The organism is Aeromonas sp. CA23 (assembly GCF_002587065.1).
Lineage (GTDB): Bacteria > Pseudomonadota > Gammaproteobacteria > Enterobacterales > Aeromonadaceae > Aeromonas > Aeromonas bestiarum.
This window is the reverse complement of the sequence record NZ_CP023818.1, coordinates 237,536-258,347: the sequence shown is the minus strand read 5'-3', so window position 1 is coordinate 258,347 and position 20,812 is coordinate 237,536. Positions and strand designations below refer to the sequence as shown.

General features: G+C 62.9%; 14 protein-coding genes. 8 read left to right on the top strand and 6 right to left on the bottom strand.

Features of this window, described 5'->3' with window-relative positions:
• Positions 1–76: 76 nt before the first annotated feature.
• On the bottom strand, positions 77–742 hold the full coding sequence (locus CK910_RS01165; protein ID WP_098980725.1) for an amino acid ABC transporter permease: 666 nt from the start codon (positions 740–742) through the stop codon (positions 77–79).
• The gene (locus CK910_RS01160) at positions 739–1,950 is read right to left on the bottom strand and encodes a threonine synthase (RefSeq protein WP_098980724.1); all 1,212 of its coding nucleotides are present in this window, start codon (positions 1,948–1,950) and stop codon (positions 739–741) included. The genes CK910_RS01165 and CK910_RS01160 overlap by 4 nt, the downstream gene beginning before the upstream one ends.
• 239 nt (positions 1,951–2,189) lie before the next feature.
• Between CK910_RS01160 and CK910_RS01155 the strand changes: the two genes are divergently transcribed.
• The 4 genes from CK910_RS01155 (at position 2,190) to CK910_RS01135 (ending at position 8,184) form a co-directional block, all read left to right on the top strand.
• Positions 2,190–4,337 carry a prolyl oligopeptidase family serine peptidase gene (locus CK910_RS01155; protein ID WP_098980723.1) on the top strand — a complete coding sequence of 716 codons (2,148 nt, stop codon included), beginning with the start codon at positions 2,190–2,192 and terminating at the stop codon, positions 4,335–4,337.
• A 191-nt stretch (positions 4,338–4,528) separates the two neighbouring features.
• Entirely contained in the window at positions 4,529–6,682 is a 2,154-nt protein-coding gene (locus CK910_RS01145) for an AsmA family protein (RefSeq protein ID WP_098980721.1), read from the top strand.
• Positions 6,683–6,877: 195 nt separating this feature from the next.
• Positions 6,878–7,417: a GNAT family N-acetyltransferase gene (locus CK910_RS01140; RefSeq protein ID WP_098980720.1), complete on the top strand. Its 540-nt coding sequence runs from the start codon at positions 6,878–6,880 to the stop codon at positions 7,415–7,417.
• Between the two features lie 32 nt (positions 7,418–7,449).
• The gene (locus CK910_RS01135; RefSeq protein WP_098980719.1) at positions 7,450–8,184 is read left to right on the top strand and encodes an SDR family oxidoreductase; all 735 of its coding nucleotides are present in this window, start codon (positions 7,450–7,452) and stop codon (positions 8,182–8,184) included.
• 56 nt (positions 8,185–8,240) lie between these two features.
• Here CK910_RS01135 and CK910_RS01130 read toward each other — a convergent pair whose 3' ends face one another.
• From CK910_RS01130 to CK910_RS01115, 4 genes are all read right to left on the bottom strand, one after another.
• Entirely contained in the window at positions 8,241–9,335 is a 1,095-nt protein-coding gene (locus CK910_RS01130) for a type I restriction endonuclease (protein ID WP_098980718.1), read from the bottom strand.
• A gap of 273 nt (positions 9,336–9,608) precedes the next feature.
• Entirely contained in the window at positions 9,609–12,491 is a 2,883-nt protein-coding gene (gene glnE / locus CK910_RS01125; protein WP_098980717.1) for a bifunctional [glutamate--ammonia ligase]-adenylyl-L-tyrosine phosphorylase/[glutamate--ammonia-ligase] adenylyltransferase, read from the bottom strand.
• A gap of 191 nt (positions 12,492–12,682) precedes the next feature.
• On the bottom strand, positions 12,683–13,129 hold the full coding sequence (locus CK910_RS01120; RefSeq protein ID WP_043142230.1) for a GNAT family N-acetyltransferase: 447 nt from the start codon (positions 13,127–13,129) through the stop codon (positions 12,683–12,685).
• A gap of 246 nt (positions 13,130–13,375) precedes the next feature.
• The gene (locus tag CK910_RS01115; RefSeq protein WP_098980716.1) at positions 13,376–14,626 is read right to left on the bottom strand and encodes a methyl-accepting chemotaxis protein; all 1,251 of its coding nucleotides are present in this window, start codon (positions 14,624–14,626) and stop codon (positions 13,376–13,378) included.
• Positions 14,627–14,657: 31 nt separating this feature from the next.
• Here CK910_RS01115 and CK910_RS01110 point away from each other — a divergent pair, with 31 nt between their 5' ends.
• The 4 genes from CK910_RS01110 (at position 14,658) to nudC (ending at position 20,709) form a co-directional block, all read left to right on the top strand.
• Positions 14,658–15,479, top strand: a complete 822-nt coding sequence (locus CK910_RS01110; RefSeq protein ID WP_098984950.1) for a potassium channel family protein — start codon at positions 14,658–14,660, stop codon at positions 15,477–15,479.
• A 153-nt stretch (positions 15,480–15,632) separates the two neighbouring features.
• Positions 15,633–16,238 carry a TIGR04211 family SH3 domain-containing protein gene (locus CK910_RS01105; RefSeq protein ID WP_043554990.1) on the top strand — a complete coding sequence of 202 codons (606 nt, stop codon included), beginning with the start codon at positions 15,633–15,635 and terminating at the stop codon, positions 16,236–16,238.
• A 318-nt stretch (positions 16,239–16,556) separates the two neighbouring features.
• A complete protein-coding gene (gene putA, locus CK910_RS01100) occupies positions 16,557–19,721 on the top strand; it encodes a bifunctional proline dehydrogenase/L-glutamate gamma-semialdehyde dehydrogenase PutA (RefSeq protein ID WP_098980715.1) in 3,165 nt (1,054 codons plus the stop codon).
• 208 nt (positions 19,722–19,929) lie between these two features.
• Positions 19,930–20,709 carry an NAD(+) diphosphatase gene (gene nudC / locus CK910_RS01095; RefSeq protein WP_098980714.1) on the top strand — a complete coding sequence of 260 codons (780 nt, stop codon included), beginning with the start codon at positions 19,930–19,932 and terminating at the stop codon, positions 20,707–20,709.
• Positions 20,710–20,812: the final 103 nt, after the last annotated feature.

Here is a 20,812-nt window from a genome sequence, read left to right as displayed (position 1 = left end):
CAATCCACGCAGGGCGAGTGATGACGATGATGGGGTGCTCTGCTTTCTCATCAGGATCCAAGCCTGTACCAGCGACTCAGTGACCGAACTGACCATGTTGCAGCCTCCTTTCAACGACCCGCAGGGCGAGCGACAGCGGCAGGAAGATCAGCACGCACATCAGGGTCAGCACAGCCAGCATCTCGTAGGTCTTGTAGTAGAGAGCTATGTAGTTCTTGGTGGTGTAGAGCAGCTCCGGCACGGCCACCGCCGAGGCCACTGTCGTCTCTTTCAGCAGAAAGATGAAATTGGCAAACAGCGCCGGCAGGCTGGCGAGCCAGGCCTGGGGCAGCTGCACGTGGCGCAGCAACTGCCAGCGGGAGAGACCTATGGCCCGGCCCGCCTCCAGCTGGCTGGTGGGTACGGCCTGTACCCCGGCCCGCAGCGCCTCTGTCAGATAGCCACCGCCGAGGAAGGTCATGGCGATCACCGCAGTGGCAAAACCTGACAGCGACAGCCCCAGGGCCGGCAGCCCGAAGTAGAGAAAGAACAGCTGGATCAAGAGCGGCGTGTTGCGGGCCAGCTCCACATAGGCGCGGATCACCCTGTTCAGCCAGGGCCTGTGCAGGCTCAGCAGGGTCACGTTGAGCAAAGCCACAGCGAGCGAGGTGAGGATCACTATGGCGCCGAGCTGCAGCGTGACCCAGATCGATTGGCCGAACGCCGGCAGTGTGGTGAGGACAAAGGACCAGTCGAAGCTCATGCCGGTATCCTCCCGTCACGGCGCAGCCGCTGGGGCAGCACTGTGATGGCGTCCGGGTACTTGATGCCGGCCCCCGTGTTGAGCACCACCACCCGCTCGCCCTCCCGGATCCAGCCCGCTTCGCGCAGCTGACGGGCGGCGGCGAAGGCGGCCGCCCCCTCCGGGCAGACGAAGCTGCCCTCCTGGGAGGCGAGCTGGCGGATCTCGGCGGTAATTGCCCGCTCATCCACGGCGATGGCGCAACCCTCGGTGCGATAGAGGGCGTCCAGCACCAGAAAATCCCCCAGCGCCTTGGGCACATTGATGCCGAAGGCCAGGGTCTGGGAGTCGGGCCAGAAGCGCGACTCGCGATCCCCCTGCTGCCAGGCCTGCACTATGGGGGCGCAGCCGCTCGCCTGTACCGCCACCAGCCGGGGCAGGTCGCCCTTGATCCAGCCCAGTTCCTGCAACTCCAGCAGCGCCTTGTAGATGCCGATGAGGCCGACGCCGCCACCCGTGGGGTAGAGGATCACGTCCGGCAGCGTCCAGCCGAACTGCTCGGCTATTTCCAACCCCATGGTCTTCTTGCCCTCGATGCGATAGGGCTCCTTCAGGGTGGAGGCGTCGAACAACCCCTGCTCCGCCACCGCCTGGGCGACCTGGCGACCGGCGTCGCTGATGAGGCCATCCACCAGATAGAGGCGGGCACCGGCCAATGAGGTTTCCAGCCGGGTGATGGCGGGGGCCGCCTGTGGCATGACTATGGTGCTGCGCAGGCCGGCGCGGGCACCGTAGAGCGCCCAGGCTGCTCCGGCATTGCCGTTGGTGGGCATGGCGAAATGGGTGACGCCGAGTTCGCGGGCACGGGAGATGCCGACCGCGGCGCCGCGGGCCTTGAAGGATCCTGTGGGTATGATGCTCTCATCCTTCATCCAGAGATCCGGTATGCCGATCTGCTTGCCGAGGGTGGGCAGGGGCAAGAGCGGGGTGAGCCCTTCCCCCAGGGTGACGACGTGAGCGGGATCGCGTACCGGCAGCAGCTCGTGATAGCGCCACAGGCTGGCGGGGCGACCCAGCAGATCGGCCGGTCGCCAGGCCTGCTTCAGGGCCTCGAGATCGTAGCTTGCCAGCAAAGGCGCCTCTGCCCGGCTCAGTTGCTGGGGCTGGTCGGCATCATGGATCTCGCCTGTCTTGCTGCAACGCAGATGTGATAGGTAGCTGTACGGCATGCTTTATCCTGAATGAGTCGTCTGAGTCAGTTGCTTATTCCATCCTGTGACCCAAGTGCCGGATAACAAACAAAATAAAGTGGCAAACCTAAGCGAAAAAATTCATATGACTCCGTTCAGCCATGCCAGTGTCGGCTCAGAGGGAAGTGGCATCCGCCAGCCAAGCCTGTGGGGGGTTGGGCCATCCGGCACTCTTTGCTACCCTGCCTGTTTCACCGATACCGCAGGGAGCCGCATCGATGCGAGCCATTGTCAGCCTGCTGGCCCTGTCACTGCTGAGTGCCTGCAGCGGCCAGTCAACCAAAGAGGATGCCATGTCAGGGAAAGCGCGCCTTCACTACCCCGTTACCCGCCAGAGCGAGCAGGTGGATCACTACTTCGGCCAGGCCGTGGCCGATCCCTACCGCTGGCTGGAGGATGATCGCAGCCCGGAGACCGAAGCCTGGGTCAGGGCCCAGAACCGGGTGACCCAGGATTACCTGGCGCAGATCCCGTTTCGCGATGCCATCAAGGGCAAGCTGGCCGCCTCCTGGAACTACGCCAAGGAGGGGGCGCCGTTTCGCGAGGGGCGCTACCACTACTTCTTCAAGAACGACGGCCTGCAGAACCAGAACGTGCTGTGGCGCCAGCTGGCGGGCAAGCCGGCCGAGGTGTTCCTCGATCCCAACCTGCTCAGCCCCGATGGCACCACGGCGCTGGATCAGCTGAGCTTCTCCCGGGACGGCAAGACGCTTGCTTACTCATTGTCGCTGGCCGGCAGCGACTGGCGCGAGATCCACCTGATGGACGTGGAGAGCAAACAGCCGCTGGAGACACCCCTCAGGGACGTGAAGTTCAGCGGCATCAGCTGGCTTGGCAACGAGGGCTTCTTCTACTCGAGCTACGACAAGCCGGACGGCAGCGAGCTGTCGGCCAGGACAGATCAGCACAAGCTCTACTTCCACCGGCTCGGCACGGCGCAGGAGGAGGACCGCCTGGTGTTCGGCGCCATCCCGGCCCAGCAGCACCGCTACGTGGGGGCGACCGTGACTGAAGATGATCGCTACCTGCTCATCTCGGCGGCGGACTCCACCTCGGGCAACCGCCTCTATGTGAAGGACCTGACCCGTGAGGGTGCCCCGCTGCTGACGGTGCAGGGGGATCTGGCTGCAGATGTGAGCCTGGTGGACAACAAGGGCAGCACGCTTTACCTGCTGACCAACCGGGATGCCCCCAACCGCCGGCTGGTGACGGTGGAGGCCGGCAACCCGGGCCCGGCTCACTGGCGCGACCTTATCCCGGAGCGTCAGCAGGTGCTGACGGTGCACAGCGGCAGCGGCTACCTGTTCGCCGAATACATGGTGGATGCTACCGCCCGGGTCGAACAGTTCGACCATGACGGCAAGCGGGTGCGCGAGGTGGCGCTGCCGGGGCTCGGTAGCGTGAGCGGCTTCAACGGCAAGCAGGATGATCCCGCGCTCTACTTCGGCTTCGAAAACTATGCCCAGCCGCCCACCCTCTACAAGTTTGAGCCAAAGAGCGGGGCCATCAGCCTCTATCGCGCCTCGGCGGCACCGTTCAAACCGGAGGATTACGTCTCAGAACAGCGCTTCTACCAGAGCAAGGACGGCACCCGGGTACCGCTCATCATCAGCTACCGCAAGGGGCTGAAGCTTGATGGCAGCAACCCGACCATCCTCTACGGCTATGGTGGTTTTGACGTGAGCCTGACCCCAAGCTTCAGCGTCTCGGTCGCCAACTGGCTGGATCTGGGGGGCGTCTATGCGGTGGCCAACCTGCGTGGCGGTGGCGAGTATGGCCAGGCCTGGCACCTGGCGGGTACCCGGATGAACAAGCAGAACGTGTTCGACGACTTCATCGCCGCGGCCGAATACCTCAAGGCCGAGGGTTACACCCGCACCGACCGGCTGGCCATCAGAGGCGGTTCCAACGGCGGCCTGCTGGTGGGGGCCGTCATGACCCAGCGCCCGGATCTGATGCGGGTCGCCCTGCCGGCGGTGGGTGTGCTCGACATGCTGCGCTATCACACCTTCACCGCCGGGGCGGGCTGGGCCTACGACTATGGCACCAGTGCCGACAGCGAAGCCATGTTCGACTATCTGAAGGGCTACTCGCCGCTGCACAAGGTCCGGGCCGGGGTCAGCTACCCCTCGACTCTGGTGACCACGGCGGATCACGACGACCGTGTGGTGCCAGCTCACTCCTTCAAGTTTGCCGCCACCCTGCAGGCCGACAACACAGGGCCCAACCCCCAGCTCATTCGCATCGAGACCAATGCCGGGCACGGGGCTGGCACACCGGTGGCCAAGCTGATCGAGCAGAGTGCGGACATCTATGCCTTTACCCTCCATGAGATGGGCTACCTACAACTGCCGCGCCAACCTTGACCTATGCGAGATGGGTTACCGGCAACTGCCGGTTACCCTGTGAGATCAGGGCCCTGCGGGGCCCTTTTCGTTGTCTGCCCCCGGCTGCGACCATCCCTGTCTCGCCGCGATCCGGTTTCGGGCGACGGGGGCCATCCGCCACGCCCCCGGTGGTATAGTCAGTCACAGGATCAGCATTCAAGGAGTCCATCGTGAAGAAGATCATCTACATACTGCTGGGGCTTGCGCTGGCAGCCCTGGTATCCATAGTCGCTCTGGTGAGCCTGATCGACCCCAATCAGTTCAAGCCCCAGCTGGTGGATCAGGTGCGCAAGAGCACGGGCCGCGAGCTGGTGATACAAGGGGATATCGGCTGGCGTTTCTGGCCAAGCCTGGGTCTCTCCCTCGAGCAGGTGGCGCTTCGCAACCCGGCCGGTTTTGCCGAGCCGGATCTGGTGCGCTTCGAGCTGGGACAGGCCTCGGTAGCCCTGTTGCCTCTGCTCTCCCACCGGCTGGAGATTGGCGAGGTGACGCTGAACGGGGCGCACCTCTTCATCCAGACCAAAGCCGATGGCAGCTCCAACCTGAGCGATCTCATCAAGACGCCGGAGACGGCAAAGGGCAGTGAGCCCGCGCCAAATGGCCAGAGCCAGCCCCCTGCGAGCAATGGCCAGACTTGGCAGATCAGCTTGCAGGGTGTGGTGCTGGAGCAGGCCAGCGCCCTGTTGCAGGACGATCGCGACGGCACCATTTCCCGCCTCGAACAGCTCGACCTCAACCTGGGTCAGCTGGTGGTGGATCAGTGGGTGCCTGTGACCCTGGCCGCCAGGGGCTCGCGCGGGGATCTTGCCTTCGATATCAAGGGACAGACTCAGCTCAAGCTGGCCCGGGAGGAGACAGCCAGCGAACTCAAGGAGCTCAGCCTGAGCGGCAACCTGAGTGCGCCGACGCAGCGACTCGATGCTTTCTCCCTCAAGGCTGACCGGCTGGCACTGGGGCAGTGGAGCAGCCTTACTTTGAACCTGAGCGGCGCACAGGGGGCTGCGGACAAACCGACCCTGGCCGGCACCTTGGAGGGCACCCTCAAGGCGCGGCTCGATCAGGGGCAGCAACTGCTGGAGGTGTCGGATGCGGTATTGGCCGCCAAGCTGCAAGGCTCGGCCCTGCCGCGCCCGCAACTGGATCTCAAGCTGGCCGGCTTTGCCCGCGCCGAGCTCGACAAGCAGACCATCACCCTGAGCAAGCTGGTGCTGGATGCCGACAAGACGCTGCTGAGCGGAGAGGGGGTTGTGCGGCTTGGCGCCGTGCCCAGGGTCGCGTTAGACCTCAAAGGGGAGAAACTGGATCTTGACGCCTGGCTCGGCAAACCGGCAGCGACCCAGGCGGTAGCGTCGGCTCCTTCGTCTCCCGTGAAGGCGATGGACAAGAGTGCAGCCCCCGCCACTGTGGCCCGGGCACTCTCGGCGGTGGAGCCCGATCTGAGCGCCCTCAAGGCGTTTGATCTGGCCGGTCGGTTGCAACTGGGCAGCCTGCTGCTGAAGGGACTGGACTTGAGCGACGTGGATCTGCAGCTGGCGCTGGCGGGTGGTCAGCTCAGCCTCAAGCAGTTCAGCGCAGGGGTGGCCGGTGGTCAGGTGACGGCGAGCGGCGTGCTCGATGCCCGTCAGCAACCTGCCCGCTACCAGGTACACAAGCAGGTGCTGGGGGTGAATGTGCGCCCGTTGCTGCAAACTCTGGCCCAGAGCGATCTGCTGGAGGGCAAGGGGGATCTCGAAGTGCAGGTGCAGGGCTCGGGACTGTCTGAGCAGGCGCTGCGCAGCCAGATGCAGGGCAAGGTGAGCCTCAAGCTGAGCGATGGTGCCCTGCACGGCATCAACCTGGCGGAGATGATCCGCGAGGCGCGGGCCACCCTCACCGGCAAGGGGGTCGAGCAGGTCAAGGAGGCTCGCAAGACCGACTTCAGCGCCCTCACCGCCAGCTTCCAGATTGCCAACGGCGTGGCCCGCACCAACGACATCCAGCTGTTTGCTCCGGCCCTGCGGGTGAAAGGCGAGGGCCAGACAGCTCTGGTGCCGGAGACCCTGGATTTCCTGTTCCTCACCTCCATCGTCGAGAGCAGCAAGGGCCAGGGCGGCAAGGATGTGGATGAGCTCAACGAGATCACCATACCGGTGCGCATCGGCGGTCACTGGCAGGCTCCCAGCTACCGGCTCGACGTGAAAGCCTTGCTCGGCAACAACAAGCTGCTGGAGGAGAAGGCCCGCAAGGAGGCTGAGCGCGGCCTGAAAAAATTGCTGGGGGACAAGGCCGACAGCGAAGGCGTCAAGGGGGTGGCGGATCAGCTGCTCAAGGGGCTGTTCAAGTAGTTATCCCCCTTTTCATTGTCATTCAGAGCCCGCCCCGTGCGGGCTCTTTGCTGCCGCTCGTCCGTGTGTCTGGGCCTGGCTGCTCACTGTTGAGTGGGGCTGGCAGCAAGAAAGACCGGTTGCTTCTGGTTAAAAATAGGGAGGTAGCCTTGGCCCAAAGGTGATATCACTGTTGGTTTACCAAGGAGTAGATGAATGAGTCGAAGTGAAGTCGTGAGAGAGATATCCCATCCGGACTGGCCTCTGGTCTGGCAGATCTATGGCAGCAGCTTCCCGCGCTACGAGCAACGCCAGCCGCAGCATCAGCAGGTCAAGATGGCGGATCCTCACTTTCACTGTCAGCTCTTTTATCAGGGCGAGCAGCTGCTGGGCTTTATCTTCTGGTGGGCCTGCGGCGAGCAGATCTATATCGAGCATCTGGCCATCAATCCGGCCCTGCGCGGCCAGAACCATGGCTCCCGCCTGCTCGCTGCCTTCTGCGAGACGGCGGGGTGCACCGTCATCCTGGAGATAGACCCGCCAGAGGATGAGATTGCCATCCGGCGGCTGCGCTTCTACCAGTCGCTGGGCTTTTGCCTCAACGACCATGACCATGTGCACCCGCCCTATCATCCCGACTATCAGGGGCACGGGCTGCGGGTGCTGAGCTACCCAAATCCCATCAACCCCGCTGAGTACCAGCAGTTCAACCGGATGCTGGTGACGCGGGTGATGGATCATGGCTTGACTGCCTGACCGGCAGCCAGGTTGAAGAACAAGGAGGTTCAATGAACAGGAATGTGCTGATCACGGGTGGCAGCCAGGGGATTGGAGCCGCCACAGCCCGCCATCTGGCGGGGCAGGGTTATCACCTCTGCATCAACTATCGGCGTGATCGGCAGGCTGCCGAGGCGCTGGTGGCCGAGATCCGGGCGCAACATCCGGTCGACTGCATAGCGGTGCAGGCGGATATCAGCGTCGAGGCCGAGGTGGTGCGCCTGTTCGAGGAGATGGACGCGCGGCTCGGGGTGATCACCCATCTGGTCAACAACGCCGGCATCTTGCAGCCCCAGATGAAGGTGCTGGAGATGAGCGCCGAGCGCATCAACAAGACCCTGACCACCAATGTGACCGGCTATTTTCTCTGCTGCCGGGAGGCGGTGCGGCGCATGACCCGTGGCGGCGCCATCGTCAACGTCTCCTCGGCCGCCGCTCGCCTCGGCGCGGCGGGTGAATACGTGGACTATGCCGCCTCCAAGGGGGCCATAGACGTGCTGACCAGAGGCTTGTCGCTGGAGGTGGCGGCGCAGGGGATCCGGGTCAACGGGGTGCGTCCGGGTTTTATCCACACTGAGATGCATGCCGACGGCGGTGAACCCGATCGGGTGGAGAGAGTGAAAAGCCAGATCCCGCTGCAGCGAGGCGGCCAGCCGGCCGAGGTGGCCGCCGCCATCGCCTGGCTGCTGTCGGATGAAGCCTCCTACGCCACCGGCACCTTTATCGACCTTGCCGGAGGGCGATAGGCATCTGGCGCAGACTTGGTTGAAGGGGGCTGAATTAATCCGCCCCCAAACCAAGATTATTCGTAGACGGCAGTGGCTGTCAGTAACTGGTCGGCAAAGGTGAATATTTCATCGATTGAGCCGATGGGATGCCGGGTTTCTTTTTTATCGGCATCAAATAATCCAAGATATTTCTGCTTCGAATTGAAATGTAACCGGCAAAGCGGCTTGCGGTTATTATCGTCGAGCAGGATGCCAAAATAACTCTGGGTGTCTCTTGCCGCGATCCTGGTTACATCAAATTGTTGTCTCAGGATAGCTTTGACGACGTTGAAGCCTTCTACTTCCTCAATGCTGGTATCTATCTTAGATTTTTCTTCATTATTCGTCTCAGGCTCATTGTTATCGCTTGATGTGGCACTATCAAATGCAGGTGGAATGGCCGAGGCGCTGACACTGCTACCAATCGCAGATTTCAATCTGGCATTGATGCTGTCATTGAGGAATTGGCTGAGAGCCTTCTTGGTGATATCGGTAAATGACTGTTTTACCCTTGCGGTAAGTACGCCGTCATAGATCCGGGATGCAAAGAACTTAACAAAATCCTCTTCTGGCGAGCCAAACTGCTCGGCTAGCAGTTTCTTGATCTGGCTGAGGTATTTTAGCTCTCCTGCTGCATCGACCACAGATTCAACATCGAAGGAGGTCTTGGTCAGCTTCAATACCTCAGGCACTATGTGTTCATCGATATCTTCCAGATCCAGCGTTAAAAATGGTTTTTCATCCATTTTGTTTGGCGCATCAAGATCTGTATAGAACTCATATTGTGCACCATTGGTCAGAATGCCGATCCGAGCATTGGTGACTGAAAAATAGCGAAAGAGTTGACCCGAGTGCTTGGCTGACAGCTTTTCACTATATTTTTTACACTCAACCAGGATTTGTACTTGCCCATCTTTGAGAATGGCGTAGTCAACTTTCTCTCCTTTTTTGATCCCCGTATCTGCGGTGAATTCCGGAATCACCTCCGTGGGATCAAACACATCATAACCGAGTACACGGTTGAGAAATGGCATGACAAACGCGTTCTTGGTTGCTTCTTCAGTGGTGATCATCGATGACTGTTGAGCAATCTTTTTGGCGAGACTCTGTAGCTGTTCTGAAAAATCCATTTTTTCCTCTCTGCATGGAGACTGGGGCTGGCACTGTTGAGTCGATATTCATCCCCGTCATATCGGGGCAGAAACAGGGTGATGACATAGACACAGGTTGTCTCTGCTTATATTCAGCAAAGTGCCATACGATGCCAAGGTTGGCATGCCTGAAACAGGATCCAGCTCACCGCTATTGAGTGTTATATGAAAGAAAGCTGGGCCAGGGGCTGACATTCATAATGAATAGGGGCGCCGCAGCGCCCCTTTTCATTGCTCCAGCCGAGCCTTGCTTCACTCTCCCAACAGCAGTTGCCAGACTGCCAGCACATGGCCGCGCTCGGGCTGCAGTTGGTCGTCGCCCACCTTGCGGGAGATCTCCGAGAGGTTGAGGCGATGGCCCCGGTTGCGGATCTCCAGATAGGCCTGTTTCAGCCCCTCCACCTGCTCCAGGGTCAGTACCCCCACCATGACGCACTCATCGAAGATGCGTACGTTATCGGACCAGCGGGTGAGGGCCTCTGGCTCGCCGCAGGCATGGGCCAGCACCAGATATTGGGCGATGAACTCTATATCCACCATGCCGCCGGGGGACTGCTTGAGGTCGAACTCCCCGGCGCCCGCCTTGAGCAGATGATCCCGCATCTTGTGGCGCATCTCGCGCACCTCGCGGGCGAGCGTCGGCAGGTCGCGCTCCTTGGCCAGCACGGCGCGGCGGATGCGGGCAAATTCGGCGATGACCGCTTCGTCCCCGTAGATGGGGCGGGCCCGCACCAGCGCCTGATGCTCCCAGGTCCAGGCCTCGTGTTGCTGGTACTGCTCATAGGCCGACAGCGACGAGACCAGCAGACCCGAATCGCCGGAGGGGCGCAGCCGCATGTCGATCTCGTAGAGGATCCCGGATGGGGTGCGGGTGCTGAACAGGTGCAGGATCCGCTGGGCCAGGCGCAGGTAGAACTGGCGGCTGTCGATGGGCTTGCGGCCATCGGTATAGCTGTTGGGATCGCCGCCGTGCAGGAAGACGAGATCCAGATCCGAGCCGTAGCCCAGTTCTATGCCGCCGAGCTTGCCGTAGGCCACCACGGCGAAGCCGCGCTGGCCGCTCACAGCCACTTCGGGCGGCACCCCGTAGCGTTCGCTCATCTGGGCCCAGGCCTGATTGACCACCTCCTCGGTGATCGCCTCCGCCAGCCAGGTGAGGTGGTCGCTCACCTTCATCAGCGGCAGGGCGCCGGCGATGTCGGCCGCGACTATGCGCAGCAGCTGCACCTGCTTGAACTGGCGCAGTGCCTCCATCTGCTGCTCCACGTCCTCCTCGGGGATGCGCAGCAGGAACTGGCGCAGCTGGGGCTTGTACTGATCGAGTGGGGTGGGGTGGTAGAGGTGCTGGGGATCCAGCAACTCGTCCAGCAGTATGGGATAGCGGGCCAGCTGCTCGCTCACCAGATGGCTGGCGTCGCACAGCCGTACCAGCTGGCGCAGGGCGGCGGGGTTCTCCGCCAGCAGCTGCAGATAGGCGCTGCGGGTGAAGATGCGGGTCAGCAGCTCGCACACCCGCTCGAACAGGCGGGCGGGTTGCTCACTGGCCACCACCAGACGCAGCAGCTCCGGCATCAGCCAGTCCAGCGCGATGCGCCCCTGCGGCCCCACCTGGCGGCGTTTGTACTCCTCCTTGAAACGCAGCAGGGCACCGCAGAGTGGAACCGGATCCTTGACGCCCTGCGCTATGAGCAATTTCTCCAGCTCGGCGGCATCGAGCTCGGTGCGCCAGAGATCGAGCCAGAGCTGCTCCAGATGGGCGGGCGCCTCCTTCTCTTCGCCCACCACGGCGGCAAACTCCTGATGGACGGCCGCCATCTCCTCGTCCAGATGAGTCATGAAGGCAGCCCAGTCGGTAAAGCCGAGGGCAGCGATGAGCCGCTGGCGATCCCGCTCCTCGGTGGGCAGGGTCTGGGTCTGCTGATCGCCTATCTCCTGCAATATGTTCTCGACCCGGCGCAGGAAGCGATATGCCACCAGCAAGCGGTCGCAATGGGCGGATTCGAGGGCGCCGCACAGGGCTATGGCGGCCAGCGCCTCGGGCAGGTGGCGCACCCGCAGGGCGGGCTCGCGACCGCCGCGAATCAGCTGCAGCGCCTGGGCGATAAACTCCACCTCGCGAATGCCGCCAGCCCCCAGCTTGATGTTGCCCTCCAGCCCCTTGCGGCGCACCTCGGCGGCTATCATCGCCTTCATCTGGCGCAGGCCGTCGATGACGCCGAAGTCGATGTAGCGGCGAAACACGAAGGGGCGCAGCATCTCGGCGAGTTCAACGGCGTGCTCGCACTGGGGCCCCAGTACCCGCGCCTTGACCATGGCGTAGCGCTCCCAGTTACGGCCGTGATGCTGGTAGTAATCCTCCATGGCGGCAAAGGAGATGGCGAGCGGGCCCGCGTCGCCGAAGGGGCGCAGCCGCATGTCGACCCGGAACACCTGACCATCCTGGGTGGGCTGGTGGAGGGCGTTGATCAGCCGCTGCCCCAGCTTGATGAAGAAGGGCTGGTTGGCCAGCTCGCGCCGTCCGCCGACCGTGTAGCCGTTCTCGGGGAAGGTGAAGATGAGATCGATATCCGAGGAAAAATTGAGCTCGCCGCCGCCGAGCTTGCCCATGCCGAGGATGAGCAGCGGCTGCGGGTTGCCATCCCCGTCCATGGGGGTGCCCAGCTCGCCGCACTGCTTCTCGTAGAGCCAGTCGCGGGCGGAGCAGATCAGGGCATCCGCCAGCTTGGTGAGGTGGATAAAGCTCTCCTCTACCGCGGCGTGCCCCAGCAGCTCGCGCCAGGCGATCACCAGCATGCGGCTACGTCTGAACTGGCGCAGGGTGCGCTTGAGTGCCTCTTCATCACTCACCTCGGCAAGCAATGCGGTCAGATCGCGCTGATAGGCGGGCCAGCGTTCGGACTGTTCGAGATCCCCGGAGGCGAGGATCTGCGTCAGCAGCTCGGGCTGCTTGATGAGCGAGTCGGAGACGAAGTCGGAGAGGCCGAGCAGGGTCAGCAGGGTCTGGCGAATCGCATCGGGCAGGGCATCATAGTCGGGCGCCAGCTCGACCAGCCGCTGCCACTGGCGTTGGGCCTGATCCTGCAGCAAGGGTGGAAGAGAGGAGGGGAGGAAGGGAGAAGCTGAATGCTGGGCCACGGTTGCCGTCCTTGTGGTTAACGGATCTGCAGGGTGAATGAAAATGCTGGCAGCCAATCTAGCACTGTCGAGCGGCTCGGCACAGTGCGACGGGCGAGTCGCTCGCAGGTACTCTCATCAGGCTCAGTCTCGCCCCTGCGCCACAGCGTAGGGGCGAGCTGCATGAATCGGCGAGTGCTGCGTGGTCCTGTTCAGGGGCGCAGATAGATCTCGGGATCGTATTTTTCCATCAGGCTGGCCGGTTTGCGCGGCGGCGCGAAACCAAAGTCGGCGTAGAGGCCGTGGGCATCCGAGGTCGCCAGGCTGAGGCGGCGCAGCCCCTGCAACTGCGGGTGAGCCAGGATGGCCGCCACCAGCGCCTTGCTGTGACCCCGGCCGCGATGGGCGGGCAGCACGAACACATCGGCCAGATAGCCGAAAGTCGCTCTGTCCGTGATGACCCGGGCGAAGGCCACCTGCTGACCGGCGACATAGCCGCCGAAACAGAGGGAGTGGTTGATGGCTCTCTGTACCGTCGCCAGCGGAATGCCGAGGCACCAGTAGGCCTCCTCGGACAAAAATCGGTGGATCAAGGGCACGTCGAGCCGCCCCTTGTCGTCGCTTATCTCAAGTTGGGAGTGATCTTGTGGGTGCTGCATCCTGGCTCCTTGCCGTGACATGAATAAGAAAGGCCCCTCGCGGGGCCTTCCAGTTTACTCAAATCACGGTCTCAGGCCAGTTTGAAAGCCTGGATGATGAACGCTGCCCAGGGTCTGGCTGTGGTGCGCCATCCGCTCCTGTGTCCTAACACCCGTCAGGCCAGCTTGAAAGCCTGGATATGGGTATCCAGGGTCTGGCTGTGGTACGCCATCCGCTCCTGTGTCCTGTCTGCGAGGTGACACCCGTCAGGCCAGCTTGAAAGCCTGGATGTGGGTATCCAGGGTCTGGCTGTGGTGCTCCACCAGCTCGGAGGCTTCCTGCAGCTCTCGCAGGACGACCACGGATCCTTCCACCACCTGCTTGACCTGCTCCAGGTTGCCGCTCATCTCCTCGGCCACCGAGCTCTGCTGCTCGGAGGCGGCGGCGATCTGGCGGTTCATGTCGGCCACCCCCTGTACCCGCTGCACTATGGTGGCAAGTTGGTCGCCGGCCTGGGTCACCTGCTCCACCCCCTTGTCGGCCTGCTGCACGCTCTTGGCCATCAGTTCGGCGGCCTGGCGGGCGTTGCACTGCAGTTGCTCGATCATCTTCTGGATCTCGACTGTGGCGGCCTGGGCCCGGTTGGCCAGTTCGCGCACCTCGGACGCCACCACGGCAAAGCCGCGACCCGCCTCACCGGCGCGGGCGGCCTCGATGGCGGCGTTCAGCGCCAGCAGGTTGGTCTGCTCCGAGATGCCGCGAATGGTATCCACGACGGATCCAATCTGCTCGACCCCCTGTTCCACCTGATTGACCACTGTGGAGGAGCGCTGAATGTTGCCGGAGAGGGTGTCTATGGTGTTGACGGTGGCGGCCACGCAGCGGCTGCCCTCCTCGGCCAGCAGACTGGTCTCGGCGGTGGCGTGGGAGGCCTGCTCCGCATGGGCGGCCACCTCGCGAATGGCGCCCACCATCTGGCTCATGGCGCTGGCCAGCTGCTCTATCTGGGTGAACTCCTCACTGATGGCCTCGTTGGCCTCCTCCATGCAAAGGGTGACCTGGGAGGCGATGTCGTTGAGCTCTTTGCAGGCGACGCGCTGGGTGCCGAACACCTGCTTGAGGTTCTCCTGGGAGTGGGCCACCGCCTTGGCGATGTCGCCGAACTCGTCGCGGGACTTGAGCAGCACCTTGTGGCTCAGATCCTTGCGGGCGAAGCGTTCAAGCAGGCCCACCAGGTAGTGCACCTGCTTGACCATGAGGCGGGAGCCGGTCAGCAGCAGCACCACGAAGATGACCCCCATCACGGCGGTTTCCATCACCCCGGTCCAGAGCAGGCGATCGGCAATGGCATTGGCCTTGTCGGCATCTATGCCCTCGCTCAGCAGGGTGGTTTCCAGATTGCTGGCGTCAAACCAGAGTTTGATCAGCAACAAAACAGTACTGAACACCATGAGCAGTACCACTTTGGGTACCAGCCGGATATTGCTCATTCGCCGCTCCAGCGGGTTTAACTGCATAATATTTCTCCTTTTAATGGCCGGTTTTCCTTTGTCCTCAGGACTATCGGCATTATCTTCTTTTTTATTAATTCGCACCGTGCCTAAAGTAGGAAAATGTATGCGACATCACTTAACTCACCTGCGCGCCATGGATCTGCTGATGGCGTTTCTGTCGGTGATCTCCGTTGCGCTGGTCTGCGCCCGCTGGTGGGGCCACTCGGACTGGACCCCCCAGACACTGCAGCTCTTCTATGACGTCGACAGTCTGATCTGCTACTTCTTCCTCGCCCACTTCGCCTATGGCTGGGTACGCGCCCGCGACAAGCGTGCCTTCTTCAAGGCGAACTGGTTCTATCTGCCGGGCAGCCTGCCCATGGTGGAACAGCTGCGCTGGGCGCGCCTGATCCAGCTGTGGCGTGTCTATCAGCTGCTGCGGGATCAGCCGGATCTGCTCGGCATGTTCCGCCGCGAGCGCAACGAGACCACCCTCTCGGGGATACTGTTCCTGTTCTTCCTGTTGCTGGGAGTGGGCTCGGGCGTCATGTATCTGATCGAATCGGGCCAGCCCGGCAGCCAGATCCAGACCCCTTACGATGCCTTCTGGTGGACGCTGGTGACCCTGTCGACCGTGGGTTACGGCGATCTGGTGCCCAAGACGGAGGAGGGGCGCTTCGTCGCCAGCCTGCTGATCCTGTTCGGGGTCGGTCTGTTCGGTGCCATCAGCGGCTTCATGGCCAGCCTGTTTCTGCAGCCGGGGCGGGGGGATGGCGAACTGGAGAAGTGGCGGCATCACCAGAGTGCCCAGCAGGATCTGCTGCTGCAGGAGCTGCGAGCCCTGCGTGCCGAGGTGAAGGCGCTGAAACAGAAGTAGCCTGCGGCGTCTGGAATGGTCGCGTGGGGGAGGGGACAAGTTGCGAGCCAGCTCTCAGCTCGGGGGGAGGCGCTTTTCTTTGCTTGTCCTTTGACCCGCTGGCGGCTTAACATTCGGCCAGTCACCTAACCAAATGAAGAGAATCGATCGACCATGCGCGCCCTTCTCGGGATCCTGATCTGCTTGTGTGCCCAACAGGCACTGGCCGATACCCGTTATGTCTCAGACAACATCTTTACTTTTATCCACAATGGTCCGGGTACCCAGTACCGGATCCTCGGCAGCGTCAAGGCTGGTGAACCGCTGGAAGTAAAGGCGGTGAACAACGAGGCCGGCTTCACCCAGGTGGTGGACGGTCGTGGCCGCGATGGCTGGATCAAGAACAGCGAGCTGCAGGGCGAGATCAGCCTGCGCGAGCGGCTGCCCCAGGTCCAGAAGGAGCTGGAGGAGCTCAAGGCTCGCCTGCAGAACCTCAACGGTGACAACGAGAAACGCTTCACCGAGAAGGATGGCAAGATCGCCGAGCAGAGCAAGGAGATCGCCAGCCTGAAGGCCCAGCTTGCCAGCCAGAGCGAGGAGATGGGGAACCTCAAGGAGCAGAACGACGCCCTGACCCAGAGCTATGACAACCAGGAGCACGACATGCAGATGGACTGGTTCATCCGCGGTGGTGCCATGGTGGGCGGCGGTATACTGCTCGGTATCCTGCTCCCCATGCTGCCCCGTCGTCGCAGCCGCGGCGAGCGCTGGATGAACTGATCCAGGTTCTGCCCCGCTGTCGCAGTCGTGGTGAATGCAGGACAAACGGACCGTTTCTGTCGGTCGGATGAAGAAGGGTCGCAATAGCGACCCTTCTTTTTTGCTCCGCATAAAATTGTATACAAAATAAGGCGATGAAATTGCCCACCTCGCCAGCTCCCGGCTTTAATGTGCGTCAAATGAGCCAATCAGCGATATTTGTTAATATCAGGCAACAATTTCATTTCATCTATGGGTCGATATTGTATACATTGTCGGCGTTTCGGCGGCACGGCCGCCTTCGTCGATATAGCCTGCGGGCGTACAGGAAGACCCCATATGTTCAAAGCCACTCAAGTTCTTGCAGCTGACTACCTTCCCTCCGATCTGGCCGCCCTGCGCGAAGCCATCACCCAGAATTACGTGGTGGATGAAAACGCCTATCTGGCGGAGCTCTCTGCCATGTTGCCGGGGGATGGCGCCTCGCTGGAGCGGGTGACCCAGCGTGCCCGTACCCTGGTGACCAAGGTACGCAAGGAGAGTGGCTCCGGCGACGGCATAGACGCCTTCCTGCAGGAGTACAGCCTGGACACCCAGGAGGGGATCATACTGATGTGCCTGGCTGAGGCACTGCTGCGCATTCCCGATGCCGAGACCGCCGACGCCCTGATCAAGGACAAGCTCTCCGGCGCCAACTGGTCGTCCCATTTTCGCAAGAGCGACTCCACCCTGGTCAACGCCTCCACCTGGGGCCTGATGCTGACCGGCAAGATCATCAAGCTGGACAAGAAGCTGGACGGCAATCCGGCCAACATGCTGGGCCGCATGGTCAACAAGCTGGGCGAGCCAGTAGTGCGCTCCGCCATGTACGCCGCCATGAAGATCATGGGCAAGCAGTTCGTGCTGGGGCGCGACATGAAGGAGGCGCTGAAGGCGAGCCGCAAGTCCCGGGAGAAGGGTTACACCCACACCTATGACATGCTGGGGGAGTCCGCCCTGACCCTGGCCGATGCGGACAAGTATTTCGGCGACTACCAGCGCGCCATCGAGGCGGTCGGCAATGAGCGCATCAGCGACGGCGGCCCGGCCCCCTCCATCTCCATCAAGCTGTCGGCGCTGCATCCGCGCTATGACGTGGCGAACCGCGAGCGGGTGCTCGGCGAGATGAGCGAGCGACTGGTGGGGCTGGTGCGTCTGGCCCGTGACAAGGACGTGGCCATCAGCATAGATGCCGAGGAGATGGACCGCCTCGAGCTCTCCCTCGATCTGTTCGAGCAGCTTTACCGCTCCGAGGCCAACCGTGGCTGGGGCAAGCTCGGCATGGTGGTGCAGGCCTACTCCAAGCGTGCCCTGCCGGTGCTCTGCTGGTTGACGGGGCTGGCCCGCGAGCAGGGGGATCTGATCCCGGTGCGGCTGGTGAAAGGAGCTTACTGGGACAGCGAGCTGAAATATGCCCAGCAGGCCGGTCTGCCCGGCTACCCGCTGTTTACCCGCAAGGCGGGTACCGACATCTCCTACCTCGCCTGTGCCCGCTACCTGCTGAGCGAGCCGACCCGCGGCTTCATCTCGCCCCAGTTTGCCACCCACAACGCCAATACAGTGGTCAGCATCCTGGAGATGGCCGGCGATCGCCAGTTCGAGTTCCAGCGCCTGCACGGCATGGGGGAGGAGCTGCACAACGCCGTGCTCAGCGAATGTCCCGGCCTGCACTGCCGCATCTATGCGCCGGTGGGTGCCCACAAGGATCTGCTGCCCTACCTGGTGCGCCGCCTGCTGGAGAACGGAGCCAACACCTCCTTCGTCCACAAGCTGGTGGATCCCAACACCCCGGTGGACAGCCTGGCCGAGCACCCGCTGCGCACCCTGAAGCGCTATGGCAGCCTGGCCAACGACCGCATTCCGCAGCCGGTGAACCTGTTCAGCGACCGCAAGAACTCCAGCGGCGTCAACATGAACATAGTCTCCATCCAGCGCCCCTTCTTCGCCAAGCTGAAGGAGCTGGAGAGCAAGCAGTGGCTGGCCGGCCCCATAGTCGATGGGGAGACCCTCAAGCGCAGCGAGGCCCGTACCGTGCTGAGCCCGCAGGACGTGAGCCAGCTAGTGGGCAAGATCCACTGGGCCGACGAGCAGGCGGTGGAGCAGGCGCTGGCCTCGGCCCATGCCGCCTTCCCGCGCTGGCGCGAGACGCCGGTGAGCGAGCGCGTCGCCGCGCTGGAGAAGCTGGCGGATCTGCTGGAAGCGAACCGCGAGCAGTTCACCTCCTTGTGTACCCGCGAGGCGGGCAAGCTGCTGCAGGACGGTATCGACGAGGTGCGCGAGGCGGTGGACTTCTGCCGCTACTACGCGGTGCAGGCCCGTGGCCTGATGGGGCAGGCGACCCTGCTGCCCGGCTACACCGGCGAGCAGAACGAGCTGTTCCTGCAGGGCCGTGGCGTCTTTGTCTGCATCAGCCCGTGGAACTTCCCGCTGGCCATCTTCCTCGGTCAAATCGCCGCTGCGCTGGCCACCGGCAACACAGTCATCGCCAAACCGGCGGAGCAGACCGGCCTCATCGCCCATCTGGCGGTGACCCTGGCCCATCAGGCCGGCATCCCGGGCGATGTGCTGCAACTGCTGCCGGGCGATGGCGCCACAGTGGGTGCCAAACTGACGGCGGATGCCCGCATCGGCGGCGTCTGCTTCACCGGTTCCACCGAGACCGCAAAGCTGATCAACATGACCCTGGCCCAGCGTGATGGCGCCATACTGCCGCTCATCGCCGAGACCGGTGGTCAGAACGCCATGATTGTCGACTCCACCGCCCTGCCTGAGCAGGTGGTGCGCGACGTGGTGAGCGCCGCCTTCCAGAGCGCCGGCCAGCGCTGCTCCGCCCTGCGGGTGCTCTACCTGCAGGAAGAGATAGCTCCGCGGGTGCTGGAGATCCTGACCGGTGCGCTGCAGGAGCTGAAAGTGGGCAACCCGGCCGAACACAATACCGATGTGGGCCCGGTCATCGACGCCGAGGCCAAGGCAGGGCTGGATGCGCACCTGGTGCACATGATCCCGCGTGCCCGCCTGATCGCCCAGGCACCGATGCCGGCCGTGACCCTGGGGGGCCACTTCGTGCAGCCGACCGCGCTGGAAATCGGCTCCATCCGCGAGCTGGTGAAGGAGCAATTCGGCCCCATCCTGCACGTGGTGCGCTACGCCGCCAAGGAGCTGGACACTGTGATCGCGGATATCAACGGCACCGGCTACGGCCTGACGCTGGGGATCCACAGCCGCAACGAATCCCATGCCGAGGAGCTGGCAAGCCGCATCAACGTGGGCAACGTCTACATCAACCGCAACCAGATAGGCGCCATGGTCGGGGTGCAGCCGTTCGGCGGGCAGGGCCTCTCCGGCACAGGCCCCAAGGCGGGCGGCCCCCATTACCTGAGCCGCTTTGTGACCGAGAAGACCCGCACCATCAACACCACTGCGGTGGGCGGCAACGCCTCCCTGCTGGCGATGGGCGATGCCTGATCGGCATTGCGATTCCCAAAACCAAGGCCGCCTGCGGGCGGCCTTTCTATTGGCACTACCTTGCCCTCTGGGCAGCCATCTTGGGGTCGCCAGCGGGCCCGCGCGGTCGTAATATGGTCGCGACTCGTCACTTTTCACCGGGCCGCGTCCGGTGCATCATGCCGGACAAGCCATTCTCATCTGACGTCGCAACAAGAGTGTTCATCTGATGCCATTAACCGAACAGGCCCACTGGTTCGTGCTGGGGGGCGATCACCTCGTCCTGCTGGATGAACAGGGACGCATTCCACAAGGCCCCCGCGCCAGCTTGCCAGCCCATCTGCAATCCGCCACCTTTGAGCATTTTGATGAGTGGGACGGTCTGCCCTGTTATCTGCTGGATCTGGGGGCCGAGGCCGACCCAGGTCGGCTCATGCCGCTGCGCCAGCTGATGGTGGCTGGCGATGAAGAGGGTTTTCGCCTTGGGGGCCGTGCCTGGCAGCTGGCCACCTTTCGCCGCAGCCATCGCTTCTGCGGCGAGTGTGGCGCCCCCATGGCCCCCAAGAGCGGGGAGTGGGCACAGATGTGCCGGCAGGGTCACGTCGTCTACCCGCGCATCTCCCCCTGCATCATAGTGGCGGTGCGCAAGGGGCCGGCCGTCCTGCTGGCAGCCCATCGCCGTCACTATCAGGCGGACGATCCCATGTATACCGTGCTGGCTGGCTTCGTGGAGGCGGGTGAAAACCTGGAGCAGTGCGTGGCGCGGGAGGTGTTCGAGGAGAGCGGCATCCGGGTGCGCAACGTGCGCTACGTGGCGAGCCAGCCCTGGCCCTTTCCCCATAGCCTGATGATGGGCTTCACCGCCGACTACGAGAGCGGCGAGATCCGGGTGCAGGATGAAGAGCTGGTGGCCGCCGACTTCTTCGAGGCAGACCGGCTGCCAAGGCTGCCCCCCCACGGCACCATAGCGCGGCGCCTGATCGAGCAGAGTCTGGACGAGGCTGGCTGAGGTCGGGTTGAGCCCGGCAAAAAACGGGGCGCTTGTTTGCGCCCCTTCACATCTTTGCACTCCGGCGGCCCTGCGGCGCGTTTGGGCCGCCCGCCGCCGCTCA

What these genes read in the sequence shown, in the direction of transcription:
- CK910_RS01115 (WP_098980716.1), bottom strand. Translation starts at nt 14,626, where the DNA reads ATGCAGTTAAACCCGCTGGAGCGGCGAATGAGCAATATCCGGCTGGTA.
- CK910_RS01155 (WP_098980723.1), top strand. Translation starts at nt 2,190, where the DNA reads ATGCGAGCCATTGTCAGCCTGCTGGCCCTGTCACTGCTGAGTGCCTGC.
- CK910_RS01130 (WP_098980718.1), bottom strand. Translation starts at nt 9,335, where the DNA reads ATGGATTTTTCAGAACAGCTACAGAGTCTCGCCAAAAAGATTGCTCAA.
- putA (WP_098980715.1), top strand. Translation starts at nt 16,557, where the DNA reads ATGTTCAAAGCCACTCAAGTTCTTGCAGCTGACTACCTTCCCTCCGAT.
- CK910_RS01160 (WP_098980724.1), bottom strand. Translation starts at nt 1,950, where the DNA reads ATGCCGTACAGCTACCTATCACATCTGCGTTGCAGCAAGACAGGCGAG.
- CK910_RS01140 (WP_098980720.1), top strand. Translation starts at nt 6,878, where the DNA reads ATGAGTCGAAGTGAAGTCGTGAGAGAGATATCCCATCCGGACTGGCCT.
- CK910_RS01135 (WP_098980719.1), top strand. Translation starts at nt 7,450, where the DNA reads ATGAACAGGAATGTGCTGATCACGGGTGGCAGCCAGGGGATTGGAGCC.
- CK910_RS01165 (WP_098980725.1), bottom strand. Translation starts at nt 742, where the DNA reads ATGAGCTTCGACTGGTCCTTTGTCCTCACCACACTGCCGGCGTTCGGC.
- nudC (WP_098980714.1), top strand. Translation starts at nt 19,930, where the DNA reads ATGCCATTAACCGAACAGGCCCACTGGTTCGTGCTGGGGGGCGATCAC.
- CK910_RS01105 (WP_043554990.1), top strand. Translation starts at nt 15,633, where the DNA reads ATGCGCGCCCTTCTCGGGATCCTGATCTGCTTGTGTGCCCAACAGGCA.
- CK910_RS01120 (WP_043142230.1), bottom strand. Translation starts at nt 13,129, where the DNA reads ATGCAGCACCCACAAGATCACTCCCAACTTGAGATAAGCGACGACAAG.